This is a genomic window from Nibrella viscosa, assembly GCF_039541875.1.
GTDB classification, from domain to species: domain Bacteria; phylum Bacteroidota; class Bacteroidia; order Cytophagales; family Spirosomataceae; genus Nibrella; species Nibrella viscosa.
Genome location: NZ_BAABHB010000006.1, coordinates 85036 through 106449 on the forward strand (window position 1 = coordinate 85036; position 21414 = coordinate 106449).

A 21414-nucleotide genomic window follows, 5' to 3' on the forward strand; every position below is an offset into this window, starting at 1 on the left:
TATGAATATGACCTCCCTGATTGCCAATTCCGGCATCCAGTTTATCGATATTCCCCTGAATCTTGGCGACACCAGTGCCGCTCCCCGACTGCGGTTCGAATACGCCGAGCAGGAAGACCCCGACAACGACCGGGTGTATCTGATTGTGCCCTACATGCTCGAAAATGGGCGGTACGTAAGTCGGCTGGATCTGAACGCGGAAGCTTTCCGGCTCGACCGCACCATCGACGAAAGCAAAATCAATCCGGCCAGCCTGAACTACATCCGGGAAGATCACCTGATCAGTTTACAGGGGCGGTATGCGCTGGATATCCTGGAAGATGTGTGGCTGCCGCTGCCGTATTTCCGCACCGATCATTACGATGCCGGCAAACTGATGCCGGGGCCGCAAAAATGGGCGCGTATGTACCTGGGCCGTATCAGCTCGCAGGAAAAAGCCGACGGCAGCCCGTACACCCACAAACTGGTGCTGGCCTTTGATACCCACTGCGATGACAAATATGACCCGCGGCTGAACCATACCTATTACGATGTGCCGGACTCCAGCGATCCTGAAGGAGGCAATACCCGCTTCAAATGTGCCACCCACGAAGACACCAACGGCTTTTTTCTGTCGCAGGAGCGGGTAAACAACTGGCTGAAAGAAGTCATTACCAAACGCAAAAACCGGATTCCGCGCCAGCTCAGCAGTGAGCCCTACCACCTGCTGCACCTGGGTCTGTACATGACGCTGCTTAAACTGATTGAGCAGGCAGGTGGCTGGCCCGTGGTAACCCTGCAGCAGGACGCCCTGAACCGCAGCATCGATGTAAACCTGGTGCTGGATGTGGGCAATTCGCGCACCTGCGGCCTGGTGCTGGAAAGCAGCGCCCGCGAGCGCGATGCCGAACTGGCTCTGACGGATGCCCGGCGGCTGAAGCTCCGCGAGCTCCGCAACCCGACCCAGAGCAGCAATAAGCCGTTTGAAATGAAACTGGCGTTTATGGAAGCGCTGTTCGGGCGGAAAGAGGGCCTCACCGACGATTACCTGTTCCGCTGGCCCAGCATGGTGCGCGTGGGGGCGGAGGCAACCCGCTACGGGGTGATTTTCGGGGATAGCCCAACCGTAAACGACCAGTACGAAATGACCTTTTCGAGCCCCAAACGCTACCTGTGGGACACCAGAAAGCGGGAGAAACCCTGGGGCTATTTTTCGGAAAATACCGAACTGATGCAGAATTCGGCAACGGGCCTGCCCCTGGCCAATCTGTTTACCACCGAAGGGCTGCTGGTGGATAAGGCCAACAAACAAGCCAACGGCTCGGGGCTTATCTACCGGAGTGGGCAGAACCCCCTGTACGCCCGAAGTGCCCTGATGACGTTTGCGCTGACCGAAATTCTGCTCCAGACGCTCAGTTACATCAACAGCTTCGAGTTTCGGAGTGAGCGCGGAGAAGCCGGCGTGCCGCGTCGGTTACGCCGGATCGTGCTGACCTGCCCCACGGCCATGCCGAAACTCGAACGGGTGAAGCTGCGCGAGTGCGCATCGGATGCCCTCCAGGCCCTGCGGAATTACTACGGCGATAAATACAAGCTGATTTCGCCCGACCTGGAAATCATCCCGGATTACGAACGACTGGCCGAAAACGACCCCAACGCCGACCGGATTCCAAAAAACCTGAAAGATCTGCGGGAAAACCACGATCCCCTGCGGCTGCGGACATCGTGGGGGTACGACGAAGCCACCTGTAGCCAGCTGGTGTTCATGTACAATGAGATTGTTCACCGGTTTGGTCCGCAGAATGCCCCCCTGTTTTTTGAAACGATGGGGCGCCGTCGGGCCGACGATCTCGACCCTGCCCATAAGTCCCTGATGATTGCCAGCGTGGATATTGGAGGGGGCACCACCGACCTCATGATTGGCCATTACGAATACGAGCCGGGCGCGGTCACGAGCCTTTACCAGAATCCGGTATTCTGGGAGGGCTTTAACCTGGCCGGCGATCATATCATCAAGAAACTCATTGAAGAGTGCGTGCTGCCCCAGATTGCCGAGGAAGCCCGGCGGCTGGGCTGTAGCCGGGCCGGTCAGGTGCTGTATTCCCTGTTCGGGCCATTCCAGAGTACCGATACCGAGGCTAAACGCACGCTCAAAAAGCATTTTGCCAATCAGGTGGCTACCGTAGTGGCCCAGGGTATGATGGGACAAATTACGGCCAATCCTCACCAGACCCGGCAGGTTGCCTTCGACGAGTTTTTTGCGGAGCACGAAATGCCCATTCCCAGCGTCCTGCAGTACGTCAACGATGGCTTCCGGCGTGAAGGTGCCGATGGCTTCGATATTCGGCTGATGAGCTGGACGGTTAACCCGGAAGACATCAATCACAAAGCCATCCGCAACGTAATCGGCACGATGCTGCGGGATTTGTGCGGCATTATCGCCCAGTACAACTGCGACTACGTGCTGCTGTCGGGCAAGCCCTCGACCTTGCCGGTGGTGCTGGAGATGTTTCTGGAAAACATGCCGGTGTCGCCCGACCGCATTGTCCCCATGAACCGCATCCGGGTAGCAACCAGCGAGAAGTTCTGGTATCCGTTCAGCGACCCGCACGAGTATACGATCAAGGATCCTAAAACCTGCGTTTCGGTCGGTGCCGCCATCGCGCTGTTGTCGGAGTTGGGCCACCTGAACGGATTCCGGCTGGATACGCGCCTGCTGGCAACCCGGATGTCGTCTACGGCTGAGTATATCGGGCTGCTCACCGACGGACAACCGCCCCGCGTGAAAAACGAGCATGTGGTAGCCGTACCGGACGATTCGGCCGTTGAGCCCCTCGACGAATTCGAGCTGACGGGTGCCAAAGATACCTTCCTCGGTATGCGGCAGATGGCGACGGACCAATGGATTGCCACGCCCCTGTACAAGATCGAGTTCGACAGCGAACGCGCCCGAACCCTGCTCATGCCCAGGCTCCCGCTCAGGGTTCGGATTGGCCGGCCCAGTCTGCGCGATAAAGAAGGACTTATTCTGCGCAACAACCTGACGGTGCTGGACCCCGAAACCGGCAGGGATATTCCGGCCCTGAAGCTAACGGCCTGTACCCTCACGGACCCGCACGGCTACTGGCTCGATACGGGAAATTTTTACCTGAACCTCTATTAAGGCATGACTCCTCCACCCGATTCTACCCCGTACGAGCAGTCGACGACCGCCCTGGATGGTTTAGTGAACCACCTCCGCGATCTGCTGGGGTCCGAGGGCGTCGAACGGCTGCGGCAGAATCCCGATCTGGCTCTGCCGTATGCCGACGAGAACACGACCGACAGCGACTGGCTGCGCCGGGGTTTGCAGACCATACTCACCTCCGATGACATCAAAATCGTTGGGGAGCGGATCACGCAGCTCCCGCGCACGCTGCAACGCCCACTGCTCCAGGAAATAGAAAACCTGCGCTGGGAACAGGAAGAGCAGCAGCGCACGCTCCAGCAGGTGCTGACGCAGAAACAGGCCGCCGAAACCGGTCGGGAGCAGGCCGAAATAGAAGTATTTCGGTTGCGCAAAGAGCTGGCTACCCGGCTGCCGGCCGAGCATTTTGTCCGGCTGTTTTTTAGCCGGCCCGGCGAAGAGCGCATCCGCGATCTGCTCATTGAAGCGACCGAATCACCTACGCCCGACCTCCACGCGTTTCTGACGGCTTTTGTGGGCGAGTGGAACACTCTGCAAACCCTCGCCGGACAGTCGCCCGAATCACCCCAGGATGCCGTGCGGCAACAGCATCAGGCGCTGAGCAATCTGCTAAAAGCACTCTCGGGCCTGTACATCCCCCAACGACGAGCCCTGCTGGATCAGGTAGCCCGGTGGGCGTCGGGCCACTTCGATGAGTACGTGTTTGTATCGCCCGAAGAGACGCAGCAGGTCGATCCGGCCATCCACAACATCCAGGGGCTCGGGGGGAATACCGTGCGGGAGGGCCGCTCGTTTGCCGTGATTCGCCGGCAGTCGCGCACGGTCGTGATTTATGCCGACATCATTACCGACTAATCGCTGATAACCCCAGCGGCAGTCTGGGAATAAATACCCAAAACCGTTTTGAAACCAACGACTATGTTTTCTACTCTATCACAGGAAAGTCTCCAATTACAGGATATTATACGGCGCGGAACCGAGTGGCTGACGCACTACGAAGAACCCGAAAAGCGGCTGAGCACGATTGATGAGTTGGGCAAGCTGCGCCGACGCGCCAAACGGCTGGAACAGGCGGCCCGGATGCGGCCGGCGTTTGCCACTTTCGGCATCAGCCAGGTGGGTAAATCGTATCTGGTGTCTAACCTGGCCCGGATTCCCGGTCAATCGCTGCTGCAGATTGAAGCGCCCGGCATCCCAGCAGAAACCGTCCGCCAGATTATCGGCCACGACGGCCCCATCAGTTTTATCGACGACATCAACCCCGTCGGGGGCGGTACCGAAGCAACCGGCGTGGTTACGCGCTTCACCACCAGCCACCAGAACAATGAGGGAGGGTATCTGGTACGCCTGCTGAGCCAGCTGGACATTGTGAAGACCATGGCCATCGGCTACCAGTACAACATCATCAACTCCTCGTACCCGGAAAAACTGACGGCCGAGCACCTGGATCAGCGACTGAACCGGCTGGAGAGCCTTCGGCAAGCGGTCAGGCAACCCGGAATGTCGGAAGATGACATTCTGGATCTGCGGGATTATCTGGCCACCTATTTTCGGGGGATGGACCTGATCGGCACGCTGCGCCGGTACAGTTACTGGGAGAAAGTATCCGCTCTGGTGCAGTACCTGCGGCCCGGTGATCGGTGGCAGCTTTTTGCCCCGCTCTGGCACGAAGATGAGTTTATGACCAATCTGTTCAGCCGGCTTACTCAGGGTCTGGCCGACCTGGATTTTACCGCCGAGGTATGGGTGGGGCTGGAGGCCGTAGCTCCGCAGAAGCAGACCATTGTGGATGTGATGCGGCTGTACGAGATGGACCTGGCCAATACCCAGAGCAGTACCGTAACCGTAACAACCAGTGAAAAAAATCAGGTGTCGCTCAGCCGGAGCGTGCTGACAGGACTTACCGCCGAATTGGTGCTGCCCCTGCCCAGGGCGCTGGAAAATCATCCGGACCGCCGGTTTCTGAAACATGCTGATATCCTTGATTTTCCGGGTGCCCGCAGTATGGAGGGTTCGCCCGAAGTGGTATTTCAGCAGGAAAGGGATGTGTCAAAAAAAATGGACCCCTTTCTGCGGGGAAAGGTGTTTTACCTCTTCAACACCTACAACGATTCCTTTGGAATCAGCAGCCTGCTGTACTGCATGCACAATATGCAGTCGGAAGTGAAAGGTACGCTCAATATCAACAGCATGATCAGCCATTGGGTCAGCATGAATGTGGGGCGTACAACCGAGGAACGGGAGAAGCGGGAGCGGACGCTGAAACGTCTGGTTCCGGAAGAGTACCGGGTGGGTGTCGACCGCATAAATCCGTTCTTTCTGGTCCTGACAAAAATTAATGTGGAGATTGATGAATGTGACCCCAAGAAGACAGGCCGAACCGATCTGTATGACCATATCTGGGATAAACGGCTGGATCGGTTCTTCGATAAGGAGTTTGAGAAAGTGTCGGTGGATAAGTGGACGCGAAGCTGGAGTGGACTCAGCGAAAGTTTTAAGAATACGTTTATGATCCGGGACCCCCGGTACTGCAAACTGTCGTACCAGGTAGTAGATGGGGTAGAAAGCTACAATCCGGTGTATGAGCCGGCGTTTGCCGATATGGAGCAGTCGTTTGTCAACAGCGAACATATTATCCGGCACTTTCATGACCCTCTCACCGCCTGGTACGAAGCGACCCGGCCCGGCCGGAACGGCATCGATTACCTGCTGAAATACCTGATGCCGGCCTGCCACCCGGCCATCAAACAGGAACAGATTCGGGAAGCCCTGAACCAGATCCGGCAGGAAATCGGGGCCGCCTTATGCCATCACTACGAGGGCGGGTCCGTGGACGAGAAGCTGATACGCGCCCGCGAACGCCGAGACCAGCTTCGAAAACCGGTAGGGCGCCTGATCCGGGAAAAGAAATTTGGTCGTTTTCTGGCTACGCTGACCGTGGCCGAGCAGTTTACAAACGGAAACGGGGTAGGCTTTTGGGATCGTGAGCTGGTACGCCAGGTGATGAGTCAGCCGGACCTGTTTCTGAAGCAGTCGGAAGCTGCGGGTGCGCCGGCGGCATCCGACGACCTCGACGATCTCTTTATCGATGACCTGCTGAATCTCGAACCCGTCAGCCCGGTGTCTGCGCCAAAACCGTCTACCGGAACGATGCTGGCCACCCGCTACGCCGAAAGTCTGCTGGGGCAATGGGTAGCGCAGCTAAAGCAGTTGCGCACCGACCGGCAGTTTCAGCAGCTGTTTGGCCTGGTGGAAAATGAAGTCACTATGCTGGCGGATGAGGTGGAACGGAGTATGGAACGGGACAGCCTGAAAATCCGGGTGGCCAACGAGGTTGTCCCCTATATTCAGCAATCCGAGAACCTGGAAGTCGTGCTGACGCTGGGCCGGGCTACCATCAACGATTTTGTGAATACGCTGGGGTGGTCGCGGGTGAGCGCCGAAGATAAGATCAGCAACAAGGCTGTGTACCAACCGGCCCCCAATGAGGTGACACCAATCTACAATGGCCAGTTAAAACAGGTGCCGGCCAAGAACGAGTTGAATCCGACCGTCGATGATCCGGCCCGGTCCCTGTACAGCCAGTGGTTCAGCGGGTTTGATAAAGCATTTGAATACAACGTCCTGCGCGAGGCTAACCTCACCGACCCCGAAAAGGCCCGGATCAACGGCTTACTCGATGCCATTATCAAAGAACTGGGTTACCAGTGCCGGTAGTCCGATAGCCCGTATACGCCATGCCCGCTCAATTTCCCATTTTCAGTACCCCGCTTTCTGCCTACCGGCCGGTTATCTGGCTGGCGCAGCCGGTGTACACCCGCTACCACGAACTCCGGGATGTACTCCGCAGCCGACTGGGCGACAGTTACGCGCAATTGCTGACGGAACCCCTTATTCCTCCGCCTTACGAACAGACGCGAACCGAGGCCCGCTGGTACACCGAACGCTTCAGGCAGGGAACACCCTTGCCGGCGCTGCCGGCACAGGAGCGCGGCCGGGTCAGCCAACTGCTCAACGAGAAGCTCTCGGCCATTCGGCAGCTGGCCGATGAATTCGAACGATCTCCGCAGTCGGAAACGCAACAGTTGGGAACCCTGCTGCGGCTTGCTATCGAAGTACCCGGACCGGAATGTGTCCTGACCAGCGGTGATCAGGCCGTGCTGGTTCTTTGGGGCTTTGAATCGGACCGTAGTCGTCAGGATCGCTTCCGGGTGAGCCAGTACCTCAAACACCAGGTGGTGGCCTCGCCCCCAACCGTACCCCCGCCCGTGGAGAACCCGGTTTCCCGGCCGGAGCCGGTAGCCCCCTCCGTTGTGGTTCCGCCGGTGAAAGAGCCGACAGGCGACCGGCGGTGGTGGTGGCGCTGGGTCTGGTGGCGCCGGGTACCGGGCGGAGTCGTTCAGCCGGTCGGGGGGTACCAACGGTTCGGCTGGCTGCTGGGGTTGCTGCTGTTTTTGCTCCTGCTGGGCTTTTTGTACTGGTTTTGGCCAACCCAATGGGGGCGGCTCGTCTGGGCACCCGGCGTGGCGCAGGGAGCAATACCTGCTACCGGACGAACCATCAGCCCGAATCTGCCCGACCGTCCGCAGGGAGTGGTAGCGCCGGTGGATTCTGCCGAGGTGGTGACCGATCCGGCCGATTCGCTCCGGCAACCATTGGTGGGTAACCGACTGAACATCTTCCTGAAAAAAGACGTGAATCTGGTAGCCTTTGCCGACAAGTTCAAAGGACAATATACCGATACCAGTTTGCAGATTACGGCGTTCGATACGCTGCTGAATGCGCTTCAGATTCAGTTTCCGGCCGAGCAGCGGGACATATGGCGGGACCGGCTCCGGAAAATGCCCGAGGTATACCTGGTTTTCGACGAGCGGCTTTTTCAGACAGGCAGTATTCCGGATGATCCGGATCTGGCCGCCCCGGATAAAAACTGGTATTTTAAGGCCATTCGGGCATTTGAAGCCTGGGACATTACCCGCGGCTCCGCTCTGGTAACGGTGGCCGTGCTGGACGGTGGTTTCGATACCGGCCATCCGGAACTACAGACCCAGATTGTGCAGCCGCGCAACATGACCTCCGAATCGGGCGAAGTCAATGTGTTGAGTCCGGCTGGTGGGCGGCATGGCACCCACGTGGCCGCCACGGTGGCCGGGCGGGCCGATAACCAGGCCGGCACGTCCGGCATTGCACCCAACTGCCGGGTAATGACCGTTCAGGTAGGTTCTGACAAACCGAGTTCGCTGGCCATTGTGTTCGGCCTTCAATATGCCATTCAGAACGGAGCCAAAGTAATCAGTCTGTCCCTGGGCAGCAGCATTCCGCCTGATATAGCGGCAAAACTGGCGGCCATGTCGGAAGCAGACCAAAATGCCGTGCTGGCGGCTTACCAGAACAGTCCGGCCTACCAAACCGAACGGCAGTTGTACGAGACTATCTTTGGCGAAGCCAGTCGGAACGGGGTCGTGATTGTGAAAGCTACGGGTAATGAGAATATCCCGGCCGGCTTCGATCCGATGAACGCTACACGGTATACCATCAATGTGTCGGCCGACGATTTACCTGGTCAGAGCGGTCGATCGCAGCGGGCTCCGTTCAGCAATTTCGGAGAGCTGGCTACGGTTTCGGCACCGGGAGTGAAGATTTATAATGCGGTGCCGGGCGGAGGCTACGATTACATGAGCGGTACCAGCATGGCTACCCCGATCGTAGCCGGTGGGGTGGCGCTGATGTGCTCGCTGCGCCCCGACCTGGCCCCCGACCGCATCCGCGACATCCTGGTCAGTACCGGCCTTCCGGCTATCGACCGGACGAGTAGGCCGGTAGGGCCGCTCATTCAGTTGGATAAGGCCCTGGATGCCTGCCGCCGGGAGCCGAGGAATGCCTGCGCCCTGACTATCGACAGCCTGAAACAGGAAATTGCCAAACTGAAACGGCAGCCATGAACCGGCAACTGATTGCCACGACCACGACCCTGGGGCTGCGGCCCGTCTTTGGTGCCAACGTGGGGGAAAGTGTGAGACGGTACCAAACCCTGCGGGAACTGCTGTCTGGTGGTGAAGCCCATGCGGTATTTGCCGAGCCGGTGATCGACGGTGGCCAGATCCGCTGGTTTAGTGACCTGCCGGGTCGGGTTGTGCCCTATACTGAGCTATCGCCCGACTGGCAGGAGAAAGCCGGAAAAGTGCTCAGCTACTATGCCGATCTGGCGTACACCCAACTGGAGCGGTACCACGAGGCCGACGACCTGCGCCGGATGCTCGACGACTGTTTTGAGGTTCCGAACTACGCCCACCTGTACCTGATCGGCAAACGGCCGGTGCTGATTTTGTGGGGGTTCCTGAGCAGCGACTTCGGCGCCACCCACGGTCTGGTTCGCCGGCTGATGAAGCAGTTTACGGCTCCCCGCCTGATGGTGAATGTCAAGGTAGTGCGGGTTGCCGACCACGCGCCGGTTGCCGACGCGACGGTAACGCTGGGGCATGGTGGACAGACGTATCGGCTACTGACCAACAGCGAGGGAAACGCGAGTTTTCAGGCTGTGGTGCCGGTTGATCCGCTTCTGTTTTCCGTGGAGGCATCGGCCCCGTCGCTGGCGACCGCAGCTACTACGCTGAAGGCCGAACGAACGGTTGGCGACCTGCTGTTTGATGGGTTTTACCCTCTCATCACCACTCTGGCCTTAGCGCCGAAGCTCGACAGGGAAGCCTTTAGCCTGCGGGTTATCGATCTGGAAACCAGACAACCCCTGATCGGGGCCACCGTCCGCCTTACAACAGAAAACACTGATGATAGTCAGGTTACGACCGATGCGGGCCTCGTTGCGTTCGATGCGGTGCTGTTGCTGGCCGGGGAGAAAGCAGTAGCCTATGTGACGCATCCGTCGTATGCCGACGAGCGTGTTGAAATCGAGGCCGATGCCGCTACGCATACTATCGAGCTTAACCCGTCCGGCCTGCGTGGGCGTCGGGGGGCGTTCAGTGTCAATCTGCGCTGGTTCTCCACCGACGATCTGGATCTGCACGTGACCGATCCGGGCGGTAATCGCCTGAATTTTCAGCAACGCGAAGTGACCTACAACGACTGTTCGGGTATTCTGGACCTGGACGCCAATGCTGATGAGGCAACGGCTACCAGCGACCCCCAGGAAAACGCCTACTGGGAAAAAGCGCATCCCGGATTTTACACCATTGAAGTTGTCTGCTTCAAACGCCGGTCGCCCAAAGGTACACCCATTCCGTTTGAGGTGACGGTGCTGCACGGCAATGAGCAGTACGTGCGGCAGCGGGAGGCTCACCAGGAAGGCGAACGGGTGTTTGTCGACCGGTTTAGCCTTCGGCGTTCCTGATAAATTTCCGTTGATAACCTTTTCCAACCCCCGGAATGAATAGGCATCCGGAGCCAATACAGCCTCCGGCTATTCCGAAAGAATCCTAATTCTTATGAAGCAACTATTATTCTCTACCCCCTTAAAGCGCATCCGGCCCGTTTTCTTCAACGTCGGCGAAAATGTCAAGCGGTACGAGCAGGTACGGGGCTTGTTTGTCGACGGCCACGACCGGCTGTTTGCCGAACCCCTGGTTACCGGTGCCGGTCGGGATGAGATTACCTGGTACAGCGATTATCAGGGAAAGCCAACCGAATTGCCGGCACACTCGCCCGAAGAACAGCAGCGCTTACTGCCGGTGCTGAACGATCAGGTCAATTACCTGTTCCGCGACATTATCCGCTACATTCGAAAAGGACCGGGGCAGTACGACCGGGCCGGCTACCGGACACTTCGGCAGAGTGTCGAGAGCTTCCTGGAAGTGCCCTCGGTCGAGAATATTCTGGTTTTTCAAACGCCCGATGGGCCTCGGTTTACCCTGACAAACTGGGGGTTTATGTCGGAAAAGGAAAAACCGGAACGGAACATCATCCGGAACCTCATTCCGTTTGGCGTAACGCCGGTGATCTTGCAGGCACGGTATAAGGCAGATCGGTCACCGGCCGCCAACGAGCCGTTGCAGATTGAGTTTGACGGCTATTCGGGTACGCTTACCACCGATGAGCATGGCCGGATCACCGTAACAGATGTGCCGTACCTGAGTGAGGTTACGGTGTACCAGACGAATGCCGATGGCCAGGCGGTGAACCGGCAAACCGTTTTTATCGACGAGCGGAATCCGGCCGAGCCGTACGACATTTTCCTGGAGCGTTTACCCTTTCCGATGCCCTTTACGGTTGTCGACCAGCACGGACGACCGGTTGCCGGTCACCCCATCCGGCTCGATTACCAAAACCGGCAATTGGCCGTGCAGGCCGACAGCCAGGGTCGGCTTGCCCTGAACGATGTGTATTATGGCCAACAGGTACAATGCTACGATACCGCCGACAAAAACCTCCCGTTGGTGGTAACGCATGAACATAAACGCGGGCAGGCAGACTATCAGATTCCGGTTATTATTTCGGACCCCTTCAAGCCGGTCAAGCGGGGCTTTCGCTACCTGGGGCTGTTGTTATTGCTGCTGGGCCTGCTGGTAGCCGGCCTGATTGCCTACTACTACTTCGTAAAAAAGGAAAGCCTGATTCTATCCGAGGCCGGGCTTAAAGAAGCTGTCCAGGAAACAATCGATAACATTCCGGTAGCGTCGTGTAACGGCGGTCAGGATGGTCAGAATTTTCAAAGTCGCGAGGTGAAAATTGTGCTGGCGGAGTACGATCTAGGCAAGCCAGGGTCAACGTTTCTGTTTGATTATTATACAGACGGAATTCCTGATGAAATTGAAGTATTTGAGGGCTGTAAAGACGATATTAAAGAAGATTCCAAATCACTATTTCAGTACTACGGCAGTACAATTAAAGATAGCCGGTCAACGGAATATATGCAGGAGGAAATACGGGTAAAAGGCCAGTTTGTAACGGTTCGGGTAACCGGCCAGACCATCTGGAATTACCGGGTTAATTGTCCTCAGGATTGAGAAAGTTTTCGGTTTCTGTATCCAAACAGAGAAGTTCATAAGTTCCTTATTTTTCAAACCATTTAATTGTCAATCGTATGAAAAAGTTAATACAAAGACCGGGGTTGTTTGTGGTATCAATTCTGTGCTTTTTTCTGCCATTCTGCGACATTAGCTGTAGCGCCAACGGCAAAAAAATACCCATCGGTACAGTCTCAGGTTTTGATCTGGTTGTCGGCAAACAAATTCAGAAACCGGAGAATAGGGGTGTTGTTCGCAATAATGATATAACCATACAGAGTTCATGGGCTGCCCTAACCCTACTGGCTGCTTTAGCCGGCCTTGGTAGTTATTTTATGAACATTACCGAAGACAAAAAGCGGAAATGGGCAAAGCGGTCGGCTATTCTTGGTGCCTTCTGTCTGTTTTTTCTCTTATTTTTTAGCGAGTCCTGGTATCGGTATGTGCGTGATATGCCGTTGATTTTTAGGTTCAGGCTGGGTTTTTACTTATCCTGGTTTTCCTTGATTGCAGCAGCCGTCATGAACTGGCGAAGGGAAGTAACATCGGTATTGGATGTAGAAACTGCTGATAATGTTGAATAAAACCATTAAACTACTATCTCAAATGAAAAAGTTAATTTTTGCCTTAGTTATATTCTTTGCTTTCATAAGCGAAACTACCAGCGCGCAAAGCGTAAGGGTTAACTTTATCCGATATAAGACGATAAAGTATAATACATATTCAAGTTCGTGGGAGCGTTGGCCTGTTAAATGGACGAGCAGTGCGGCATATGCCATAATAAGTAGTGTGTATGATAATACATATAAAGTATCTGTTTATGGCTATGACGGTCAGCATGTTGTGACATCGGTTTGTACGTTTAATTCGCAGGTAACCAGCGAAAAAAGGCGAACACAAGGCTCACCTTACCTAAATGTTTATACAGATAAGGAAGGCGATCAGATATGGACAAATGTTGTGTCGTTAGAATCTTTGTTAGGCAATGTTAAAAGTTGGAGTCAGGAAGGTGCTTCATTGTATTTATGGGTGTATGGATCCTCGACGTTCGCCTTTGTTTTTGAATAAAGCATTTTGGGAAATTTCTTTGGCGTTTGGTCGATTAGGAACAACAAAAAAGTAACCCCTGATCGGTTTTTCCAATATCAGGGGTTACCAACTGTTCACGTACAAGCTTATGCGGCTGGTTCAACCTTATTTTTCTCGCCCTCTTTGCTATGTTTCTAGCTACTAAATTCTCTGTATTTGACAAAAGGACTGCTATTCGTTGTGTATTAGCCAGTTGGAAAAAGCATTCCATCGCTCAATTCCCATTGGCCGGAAATACGCGCTTCAGGTAGTCAATACGGTGTTGGGCAAATGCGTTTACCTGCTCAACACCATCCTGTATCGCCAGTATGGCCGGATCAATTACGTAATTAACCGCGTAATTCCAATTGTCGGAGAGCCATTCGGCACCCTCGCCCACGCGCATCTGCACGTTCGTTCGTACTTCCGGATTAAACGTAACACCCAGCAAACCGCCTATCCTGTTCTCCCTAGTTTGCGTAGGGTCGAGCACAATGTCCATCCAGTAGTCGTATTCGAGCTGCGCTACCCGCTGGTTATTTTCCAGGGTATTTTCCCGGCCGAGTAGTTCCTGTACATCCGGTCTGTTAAATAACTCACCAATTCGGGCCTGTCCATAATCGTGCAGCAACGTTTGGATCAACCCAATACTGTTATGTACGCTATACCCGACGGTTCCCGGCGGAAAGTGCGCCGTACCTGCATAAGCTCCTTCCCGGCTGCCCATGTCAAGCCCGGAATCGGTGGCTGTTGCGGGCACAATGCCCAGTAGCCGTTGCAGGCTGTCCGAGTGAATCAGCGCATCAACGTTGGCGACAATCGTCAGAATCGCAAAGAGTGCCAGCCCCACGGCGGTGGTCAGCGCCATTTGAAGCGTGCCGAAACAATCGCCGAACCCACTACAGTTGTCGGCCTGACCAATGCAGGGTATTAGCAGCAGCAACAAAAGCGTTATGCATTTTCTCATGGGGCATTGGGTTTGGTGGAGTAGACCGGCAGTAACGCACCGAAAATCAGGATACACAGGAGAGACGGAATCAGAACGGGCCAAAAGGTACCGTCTGCACGCTGATAAAGGTAGGGCATAAGCAGTCGTATCAGGATAATAGCTAGCACAACTGCACCAACCAACCGCCAGACGGGGGGCTTTAGCCACAGTTTCCGCATCCAGCCGGGCCAGAAAGCAAATTGTGTGAGGTAGGCCCGTAACCCGTAAAACAAGGTGGCAACCACAAAAAACAGGTACATATCGCCGGTTGTCAGAAAAGCGCCCCAAAGCAGAAAGGTGAGGAACAGGCCGTTCCAGACGGCGGTTAGCCACTTTGGAAGCCGTTCCAGCCGGCCGAATCGGTACACCACCGGCCTCACCTTGGCTTCGTAGGCGGCCGCCAGTTGGGCAACGGACGGTACCAGGATACTGCTCCACTGACCAGCCAGGCGCACCAGCGTGGCCGAAACGGCAACCCACACCAGTACGGGCCACCGAATCTGAAAAAAGCCGATGGTATCTGATGATAACCAGCCGAAATGCAGGTAGGTGGTTCTGAGCAGCAGGACCATTGCCTGAGCCCACAGGAAAACCAGATAGCCCGACAGCGTCAACTGGAGTAGCGAGGTGAGGCCGAGCAGCAAAAGCCGGCCGTTAGGGCCGCTCAGGCGTTTGCCTGCGTTCGGCAGAAGGCTGTGGACCAGCAGACCGGTAAGCTGTTTGGCCGTCAGCGGAATCTGAACCATCACCAGCCCAAATATGATGTATTCGTGGCCTTTTGCCACCAGCAGCTCCGCCCTGACAGCGGCATCCGTCGTTTCGAAGATAACCTGTGTGGTAAGCAGGTCACCGGCGGCAAAGCCGATGAGCAGTAACAGGCCCAAATGCCCGCTGAGGATACCAATAATCAGAAACAAACAGAAGAGGAGGGGGGCTTCTGCCGGCGTTGTAACATAGCCCGGCCGGAACCATCCGCAGGCAAAACCGGCTACCAGCAGGGCCGGCGACAGCCAGCGGGTAAAGGTCACCGGTAACGTAATCAGAAAATACCCGTCGGTCATGACCAGCGCCCACCACCGGCTTACACGGCCCATCAGCCGGGGCAGGCTATACCACCAGAAAAGATGCGTCATACTGGATAAGGTGCCGGTGTTTTTGTCCAGCGCTTGGTGAGAAAGCCAACTAAACTGCCGTATACCAGGTGGCCGACAATACTGACCTGCAAAAACTCATCGAGGGCTTTCAGGCCCAGCCAGCCGGGATATACCGTGACCATGATCGCTTCCAGAACCAGGGCGTACCCAATACCGGCCAGCACGCCACTCGGGGCAAACCAGATCGTATACGCGATAGCAAAGCTTACTCCATTCAGCAGATGAAAAAGCAGTCCGGCTATTTCGGTGATTATCGCCGGCTGATCAGGCCCGATCAGTGCCTGACCAAATAGCCGGAAAATATCAAACGGCCAGAACTGAATGCCCGTCAGGGTTATCAGCGCAAAGCGGCAACCATCGTAGGCCAGGGTGGCTATCAGGCCCGTCCATACGCCCACCCGAAGTCGTCGGCTAAGGAACGTTCGGCGGGAAGGTGGTAATTGCTGCCAAACTAACCAGCCGATAGTGCCAAAAAGCAGGACAACCACCAGCAGGGTCAGCGCCATAGAAATACCGGTGCCGATGTAGGTTAGCAAGGCTACGCCTGAGGCCAGAAACAGCGACCCAATCAACGTACCAGTCCGGCGCAGTAATGTTGAGTTCATTAGTCAGTCAGGTAAGGTATGTTTAGTTAATTCAGCGCCGGAAGTAAAACTCCTCGCCGGTTAAGGAGGTCGACTCCCAGGGAATCTGCTCGTTGTTTGTTTTTTGCATCACATCGGTACGGACCAGCCGGAAAACCGATTCGATGGAGAGGCTGGGTGTCTGAATATATTTCAGCAGGCTTTCGGTATAGGTGCCGTTCTGGCCGGTACCGTCGGCGGCTGTGCTGCCGGGTGCGGTGGCAAACGCAATCAGCGTGCCGGTAGGGGCTTTTACCGAAGCCGGCCCGCCGGCTTCGCCAAGGGTCCGCTGCTGAGCGGGCCGGACGAACGGATCATTCCGGCAGGCATCCATCACTAGAATGTTGACGCGGGTGTTGGCCGCTTCCATTTTGTTCAGAATGTGCTGAAGCCCCACGCATTCGCTCTCTACATCGCTCTGTTTGGATACTTCCACGGGCACCAGGTAGTTTTGTCCGTGGCGCTGTACACCGTGTCCGGCATAATACACCATGCCGACAGTGTATTTTTCGGTCCTGAGCCGCTCACCGAAATTGTTGATAGCATCTACCAGCTTTTTACGGTCGGTATCGGTGTGTTTTATGACCGTAAAACCCAGGCTGCTCAGCGAACTGGCCATGGCATCGGCATCGTTTACCGGATTAGCCAGGGCCGGCACGTCTTTGTAGTTGCCGTTCCCGATCACCAGCGCCAGCCGTTTGTCGGCCAGTGATTTTTTCTCAGCCATCTGCTGGGCCATCTGTGGCGTGAGCGTAAACGAGAGCCGGCTGCTGTTACCCGCTCCGTCCCGCGCTTCGAGCAGCACGGGATACTCACTGTGCTCGGTGAGCTGCACCACCGGCTGAAACGTACCTTTGTCGTCAATCGGCACCGATTGGCCGTTTAAGGTCAATCGCTCTACAGTTGACGGGTCGGATACCCGGCCGATAATGGTCACTTCCCCGCTTTTAGCCCTAACTTGCCGCATGCCCCGCGCCGGTGGTGGCAGCGACGGGCTGATGACGTCAATGACAGGGCCCGTTGTATCCCGCACCGCTACCGTTGGTTTGGTCGCTTGCTGGTCGGAAAAGTAAAACGCTATCTGCCGGAAAAATTGCTCACGATCCCGCTCGTAGGCCCCCCTTCCTCTGAACATTACCTGCACCGCCTGCGTAACAGCCTGGTCGGCGGGCAGGCGGCTACAGTGCGGACCCCTGACCACCGCAATCGGTTCCGGGGCAGCCGCATAAGCTTCCAGTTTTAGCGTATATCTGGGTACCGTTAGGTCTAGTGGACATTTGTCCGTAGCACAACTTATTTCGATGCGCCACCCGGCCTGGTCGGCCTGGGTACCCGTCAGCACCGTTAGTTTCCGTTCGCGAAGCAGGCTTTGCAGCACCGGCAGCGCCGGGGTCAGGTCGTAGTCCGATGCTTTTGGCTGCACCACCACCGGGGGTTGGGCAAAGCCAACCAGCGGCCCGGCTCCGACACACAAACACCACAGAAACAGCCAACGTACAGTTAATCGACTCAGCATGGTTTAATTGGTGGTTTTCAGCATCAGCCGGGCTTGCCTGTCCCACAATTCCTGCAGTTTTTTACCGCCTTCGGTGATCGTACACAAGGCCGTGCCTCCGTCTTCGACTTTCTTAATTTTGGCAAAGGCAACTTCTTCCTGAACAATCCGTTTGGAGCCGTCGGGCCGAACCACCACCCGCTGGTTGGTAATGATGATACGCGTTCGGCCGTTGAAATCGGGGAGAGGTAACGGAAGGGGCAGAAAATCACTACCGCCCGATGTTTTGGCGGTCAGCCCTTCGCCTTCTACCCGAAACAAGACAATCCCTTTTTTGTCGTTCTGCTCCAGAATCTCCAAGATTTGCATGACAGCCGGAAATTTTCTCCGGGCGAAGTTTTCGGCTTTGTTGGTCAGCGAATTCATGGCGATGTTGACCAGGTTTTCCCGGTCGCCGGTGCTTGAGCTGGAACTGCCTTGGAGAGCGACAAACTCGCTGGTACCGGATTCGATGTCGGTCAGTTGTAGCTTGGCTTCGACATTGCAATTGTGATACACCGTATTGCCAAGCTGCTGATTGCTGAAGTTCAGCGCTGTAACTTCTCCGCTGATCATAAACTGGGCACCCGCCAGCTTCCCTATCTGAATGGTAGTTTCCTGATTGACGTTCTCATTTAGCACAACTTTCTGCTGCTGGAGAATCTCATGCAGGATTGTTGGGTCGACCATCTTTACGCGTTTAGAACCCGTTAGACCAGCAAAGACAGAAGAGGTGACCCGCTCGCTGTAATGGCCCCGAAAGGGGAATACACTCACTATAGGTTGCGATGATACCTGGGCAAACGCCAGGGGAGACAGAAACAGCCATCCGGCCAGGGTAAACAGTAGTTTCATGCTTTATGTCAGTTAAGAAGATTGTGAATTGTTTATTTGTCTAATTTCTCCAGAATCTCTTCCATGCGCCGAATCAGCGAAGGAAGCTCACTGCGTGCCTGGGCAACCAGTTGCTGGGGCTGCTTGCTAAGTTTGACCACCATTTTATAGCGCCGGATAATCTCTGCCGTTTTGCCGGCAACCCAGCGGGTTTCCTGCTGAAAAACCTGCCGGCAGTCCTCGGGCATGTCGGCTTTGCGGTAAAAGAGCATGTCGTCCAGCGAGTCGTAAAAGTTTTTCTGATTGGTGTAGAACCGGTTGAAGGTCTCGGCAAATTCCTCCGCATTATCCGTGCTGATTTCCTCATCCATTTTCTTCAGAAAAGGCAGATCCTCCCGGATGCCTGCCAGGGCCGTTTCATTGACGTAGCTATCCAGGGGTGGGCAGAGCCGGTTGCCCGGTGGTTTTGTCGGTCCCGGTTGCACCAGCTGATTACCGCCGGGCGTAACCTGCCGCACATCCAGCCGGTATTGGGGGTTCTGCTTCTGGTTATTGGCCAGGGCCGCTCGTTCCGTCAGTTGAACCGTCGTTTTGACAAATGTTTCCCAGGTGGGCACTTGCGGAGTCTTATCGGATAACAACTGGTTTATGGTTTCCTGCCAGGACGTGCCCATCCAGCCGCCTTTGGGATCGCTGAAGGAGAACTGGTTGCGCTGGCAACTGCTCAGCAGCAGGCCACCGGCGTAGTTCCGAAACAGTGCTTTGTATTTGGCAGGCGACGCATTGGTCGGATGCATCGGGATAGCCTCGCGGTTACTGGTGGTTGGCGGATCATCACTCCGTTCTTTGTTGCAGGCTTCGCCGACGACCAGGGTCAGCCGGGGCTGTTTTGCCCGAATCTGTTCATAAATCGTGAGCAGATTCCGGGAATTGCTTTCGAGCGTGGCCCGGTCGGCATTGGCCCGGCCAAAGATCAGGGAGGGATATTCATTTTGCCGGTTGTTCCAGCCGTGTCCTACAAAATAAAACAGGACAACGTCGTCGGGGCCAACGCTCAGCTTGTTTAGTGTCTGGTCAAACAAGGCCGACTGGCACTGGCTGCCGCTGTAGGCGGTCATCTGTAAAGACAGACCGGCATAACCGGCAACATCGGGGCCGAAACGCCCGGTCAGAAAATTGAACGTTTTCCGGTTAGCTTCGCTAAGGGTCGGATCGTCGGTGTCGGCGAACACAATAAAATGCAGTTTTGCCTGCCCCCTGACGGAAACGGCCGGCAGGCAGATGAAACTGAGCAGGATGATCCATTGAACGAACTGCCTCATAATCGTTTATTTTCGTTTTACCGGTGTTTTGCCGGTGGTGGGTTTTCTACCAGTTGGTCGCCCATTTCCGTTCGACGGGCTATTGGGAGCAACGGCCGGCGTAGCTGCCGGGGCGCTGCCTCCTTCTTTCAGCAAGGCCTGCACCTGCTTGAATTCTTGCTCATTGGTGGCCAGGTTATCGAAACTGGTAGACGCAAAGGCAGTCGACAGCAGGAAGTTGACGTGGTTGAACCGGTCGCGGGAGCGGGGATGCGAAGCATATACCGATTCTCCTTTTTTGGCGGTTACGTTGCGAAATGCCTGCATAGAGTAGTTTGGATAGCGCAGGGCGTAGCCGGTAGCCGCCAGGTTGGTAGCCCGCTCGCGGTTATCCTGCCGTTGTTCGCCCACGCTGGTCGAATTCAATACGTATTGCAGGGCTTCGGCTTCGGCTTCTGTTTCTTCGCCCTGCTTTTCATCGCGGGCCAGCTTCTCCCATACTTTGGCGGCTTCGCGGGGGTCGTACCCGCCTTTGACCATGTACTGGAGCCCTACCCGGTCGGCTTGGGTTTCCTGTTCCCGGTTATAGCTGCTGAACGACATATCTTTAACCGCCTGAATCACCTGGGCGGGTATGTCGCTGCCGGTCTGGTAGCCGGTCAGTACGCTGCCGACATCGGCCAGAAGCTGCCAGTCTTTGCCGGTCCGGTAGCTTTTGGTATGGTGCCGCTGGGTAACGTGGGCGATTTCGTGGCTGATAATGGCTGCCAACTGGGCCTCGTTTTCCAGTTGTTTAAGCAGACCGGTATGAATAATCACGGTGCCGTTTGGATATGCAGAGGCATTGAACGACTCATCATGCACCAGATAGAACTTGAAGTTGATGTAGTCGGGATGATTTTCGTCCAGGGAGCTGATGTACGCCGGAATCAGCTTCTGACCCAGGTCATTCACATACGCGAAGACGGTGCGATTGGTCGCGAAGCGAAACGTCTTATCCTGTCCTATCTGCAATACATCCTTGTTCATAACGAGCGATTTGTTGACGGCCCGACGCATCAAAAGGTCGTCTTTTCCAATTTCGATAGGTCGCATGGTGCCTTGTTTGATGTATACAATGCCGCTGGTATCCCGGCGGCCGGTTACGGTCAGCTCTGCCCCCAGTTGCATTTGGTTGAAGGAGGTAAACGTTTTGTTTTTCCACTCCTCCAGCCCTTTTACCACGGCACCTTCGTCCATTTTTACCTCATGTCCATCAATTACGGCCCGGTTGCCGTCTCTGAATTCCAGAATACCACTGACTCTGGCCCGGCCGAAATAATCATCATCCAGGTAAATTTCCTTGGCTACGTTCCGCAGCGACCGCTGGTAGTGGTCGAAATGAAAGTTGATGTCCATGCCGGGCCGGAAAGAAGAAGGAGACAGCAGGTCGCCGGGTTTTACTTCTTTCCGTTTGTTTTTGGCATAGGTCACCCGCCGTTTGGGGAATAGGGTGGAGTCAGTCATGAAAACGTGGCTAAAGCGCCCTTCTTCATCCTTATCCGCCAGCACCAGCATATAGCGGTAAGGGGGCTTAAACGAGATAATTGTCGCCCTGGCAGTTTTATCAAGGCCGACTTCGTCGACGGGCTTGTCGTCTGCCGGCGGCTTAGGAGCTACGACCGCCGGTGTGTCGGCTTCCTTTTTTTTCTTGTCTTTCTTCTGGGCGATGAGCGTCATCGGCAGCAGCAGGAACAGACCTGCCAGGAGTATACTGCGTATGGTTTCCATAGGATTGAGTTAAATAAGT

The 21414-nt window shown here is 55.6% G+C and carries 15 protein-coding genes; 8 read left to right on the top strand and 7 right to left on the bottom strand.

All coding sequences use genetic code 11. From position 1 onward, the window contains the following. Nucleotide 1: 1 nt before the first annotated feature. From ABD931_RS16115 to ABD931_RS16150, 8 genes are all read left to right on the top strand, one after another. Entirely contained in the window at nt 2–3142 is a 3141-nt protein-coding gene (locus ABD931_RS16115) for a virulence factor SrfB (RefSeq protein WP_345268837.1), read from the top strand. 3 nt (nt 3143–3145) lie between these two features. Then, on the top strand, nt 3146–4021 hold the full coding sequence (locus ABD931_RS16120) for a hypothetical protein (protein ID WP_345268838.1): 876 nt from the start codon (nt 3146–3148) through the stop codon (nt 4019–4021). 63 nt (nt 4022–4084) lie between these two features. Beyond that, on the top strand, nt 4085–6883 hold the full coding sequence (locus tag ABD931_RS16125) for a virulence factor SrfC family protein (protein ID WP_345268839.1): 2799 nt from the start codon (nt 4085–4087) through the stop codon (nt 6881–6883). Nucleotides 6884–6903: 20 nt separating this feature from the next. Continuing rightward, nucleotides 6904–9108: a S8 family peptidase gene (locus tag ABD931_RS16130; protein ID WP_345268840.1), complete on the top strand. Its 2205-nt coding sequence runs from the start codon at nt 6904–6906 to the stop codon at nt 9106–9108. After that, nucleotides 9105–10511, top strand: coding sequence for a DUF2135 domain-containing protein (locus ABD931_RS16135; RefSeq protein ID WP_345268841.1), 1407 nt, complete (start codon nt 9105–9107; stop codon nt 10509–10511). The genes ABD931_RS16130 and ABD931_RS16135 overlap by 4 nt, the downstream gene beginning before the upstream one ends. A gap of 94 nt (nt 10512–10605) precedes the next feature. Next, nucleotides 10606–12123, top strand: coding sequence for a hypothetical protein (locus ABD931_RS16140; RefSeq protein ID WP_345268842.1), 1518 nt, complete (start codon nt 10606–10608; stop codon nt 12121–12123). A 77-nt stretch (nt 12124–12200) separates the two neighbouring features. Then, the gene (locus ABD931_RS16145) at nt 12201–12707 is read left to right on the top strand and encodes a hypothetical protein (RefSeq protein ID WP_345268843.1); all 507 of its coding nucleotides are present in this window, start codon (nt 12201–12203) and stop codon (nt 12705–12707) included. Nucleotides 12708–12729: 22 nt separating this feature from the next. Beyond that, nucleotides 12730–13191: a hypothetical protein gene (locus tag ABD931_RS16150; protein ID WP_345268844.1), complete on the top strand. Its 462-nt coding sequence runs from the start codon at nt 12730–12732 to the stop codon at nt 13189–13191. Nucleotides 13192–13426: 235 nt separating this feature from the next. On the opposite strand, the gene ABD931_RS16155 is transcribed toward ABD931_RS16150, so the two are convergent. The 7 genes from ABD931_RS16155 to ABD931_RS16185 are packed head-to-tail and all read right to left on the bottom strand — an operon-like array spanning nt 13427 to nt 21395. Beyond that, nucleotides 13427–14158, bottom strand: coding sequence for a hypothetical protein (locus ABD931_RS16155; RefSeq protein WP_345268845.1), 732 nt, complete (start codon nt 14156–14158; stop codon nt 13427–13429). After that, nucleotides 14155–15312 (bottom strand): hypothetical protein, encoded by a 1158-nt coding sequence (locus ABD931_RS16160; protein ID WP_345268846.1) that lies wholly within the window; start codon nt 15310–15312, stop codon nt 14155–14157. Before ABD931_RS16160 ends, ABD931_RS16155 begins: the two co-directional genes overlap by 4 nt. Further along, nucleotides 15309–15938 (bottom strand): hypothetical protein, encoded by a 630-nt coding sequence (locus ABD931_RS16165; protein WP_345268847.1) that lies wholly within the window; start codon nt 15936–15938, stop codon nt 15309–15311. Before ABD931_RS16165 ends, ABD931_RS16160 begins: the two co-directional genes overlap by 4 nt. A 31-nt stretch (nt 15939–15969) precedes the next feature. Beyond that, the gene (locus ABD931_RS16170; RefSeq protein WP_345268848.1) at nt 15970–17472 is read right to left on the bottom strand and encodes a caspase family protein; all 1503 of its coding nucleotides are present in this window, start codon (nt 17470–17472) and stop codon (nt 15970–15972) included. Nucleotides 17473–17475: 3 nt separating this feature from the next. Beyond that, nucleotides 17476–18345: an LpoB-related protein gene (locus tag ABD931_RS16175; RefSeq protein ID WP_345268849.1), complete on the bottom strand. Its 870-nt coding sequence runs from the start codon at nt 18343–18345 to the stop codon at nt 17476–17478. Between the two features lie 32 nt (nt 18346–18377). Beyond that, nucleotides 18378–19646, bottom strand: coding sequence for a caspase family protein (locus ABD931_RS16180; RefSeq protein WP_345268850.1), 1269 nt, complete (start codon nt 19644–19646; stop codon nt 18378–18380). A gap of 6 nt (nt 19647–19652) precedes the next feature. Beyond that, nucleotides 19653–21395 carry a M48 family metallopeptidase gene (locus ABD931_RS16185; protein WP_345268852.1) on the bottom strand — a complete coding sequence of 581 codons (1743 nt, stop codon included), beginning with the start codon at nt 21393–21395 and terminating at the stop codon, nt 19653–19655. Between the last annotated feature and the right edge of the window lie 19 nt (nt 21396–21414).

Excerpts from the sequence above, each read along its gene's own strand:
- ABD931_RS16175 (WP_345268849.1), bottom strand. The coding sequence starts at position 18,345 with ATGAAACTACTGTTTACCCTGGCCGGATGGCTGTTTCTGTCTCCCCTG.
- ABD931_RS16155 (WP_345268845.1), bottom strand. The coding sequence starts at position 14,158 with ATGAGAAAATGCATAACGCTTTTGTTGCTGCTGCTAATACCCTGCATT.
- ABD931_RS16145 (WP_345268843.1), top strand. The coding sequence starts at position 12,201 with ATGAAAAAGTTAATACAAAGACCGGGGTTGTTTGTGGTATCAATTCTG.
- ABD931_RS16170 (WP_345268848.1), bottom strand. The coding sequence starts at position 17,472 with ATGCTGAGTCGATTAACTGTACGTTGGCTGTTTCTGTGGTGTTTGTGT.
- ABD931_RS16120 (WP_345268838.1), top strand. The coding sequence starts at position 3,146 with ATGACTCCTCCACCCGATTCTACCCCGTACGAGCAGTCGACGACCGCC.
- ABD931_RS16160 (WP_345268846.1), bottom strand. The coding sequence starts at position 15,312 with ATGACGCATCTTTTCTGGTGGTATAGCCTGCCCCGGCTGATGGGCCGT.
- ABD931_RS16125 (WP_345268839.1), top strand. The coding sequence starts at position 4,085 with ATGTTTTCTACTCTATCACAGGAAAGTCTCCAATTACAGGATATTATA.
- ABD931_RS16135 (WP_345268841.1), top strand. The coding sequence starts at position 9,105 with ATGAACCGGCAACTGATTGCCACGACCACGACCCTGGGGCTGCGGCCC.
- ABD931_RS16140 (WP_345268842.1), top strand. The coding sequence starts at position 10,606 with ATGAAGCAACTATTATTCTCTACCCCCTTAAAGCGCATCCGGCCCGTT.
- ABD931_RS16180 (WP_345268850.1), bottom strand. The coding sequence starts at position 19,646 with ATGAGGCAGTTCGTTCAATGGATCATCCTGCTCAGTTTCATCTGCCTG.
- ABD931_RS16130 (WP_345268840.1), top strand. The coding sequence starts at position 6,904 with ATGCCCGCTCAATTTCCCATTTTCAGTACCCCGCTTTCTGCCTACCGG.
- ABD931_RS16165 (WP_345268847.1), bottom strand. The coding sequence starts at position 15,938 with ATGAACTCAACATTACTGCGCCGGACTGGTACGTTGATTGGGTCGCTG.
- ABD931_RS16150 (WP_345268844.1), top strand. The coding sequence starts at position 12,730 with ATGAAAAAGTTAATTTTTGCCTTAGTTATATTCTTTGCTTTCATAAGC.
- ABD931_RS16185 (WP_345268852.1), bottom strand. The coding sequence starts at position 21,395 with ATGGAAACCATACGCAGTATACTCCTGGCAGGTCTGTTCCTGCTGCTG.
- ABD931_RS16115 (WP_345268837.1), top strand. The coding sequence starts at position 2 with ATGAATATGACCTCCCTGATTGCCAATTCCGGCATCCAGTTTATCGAT.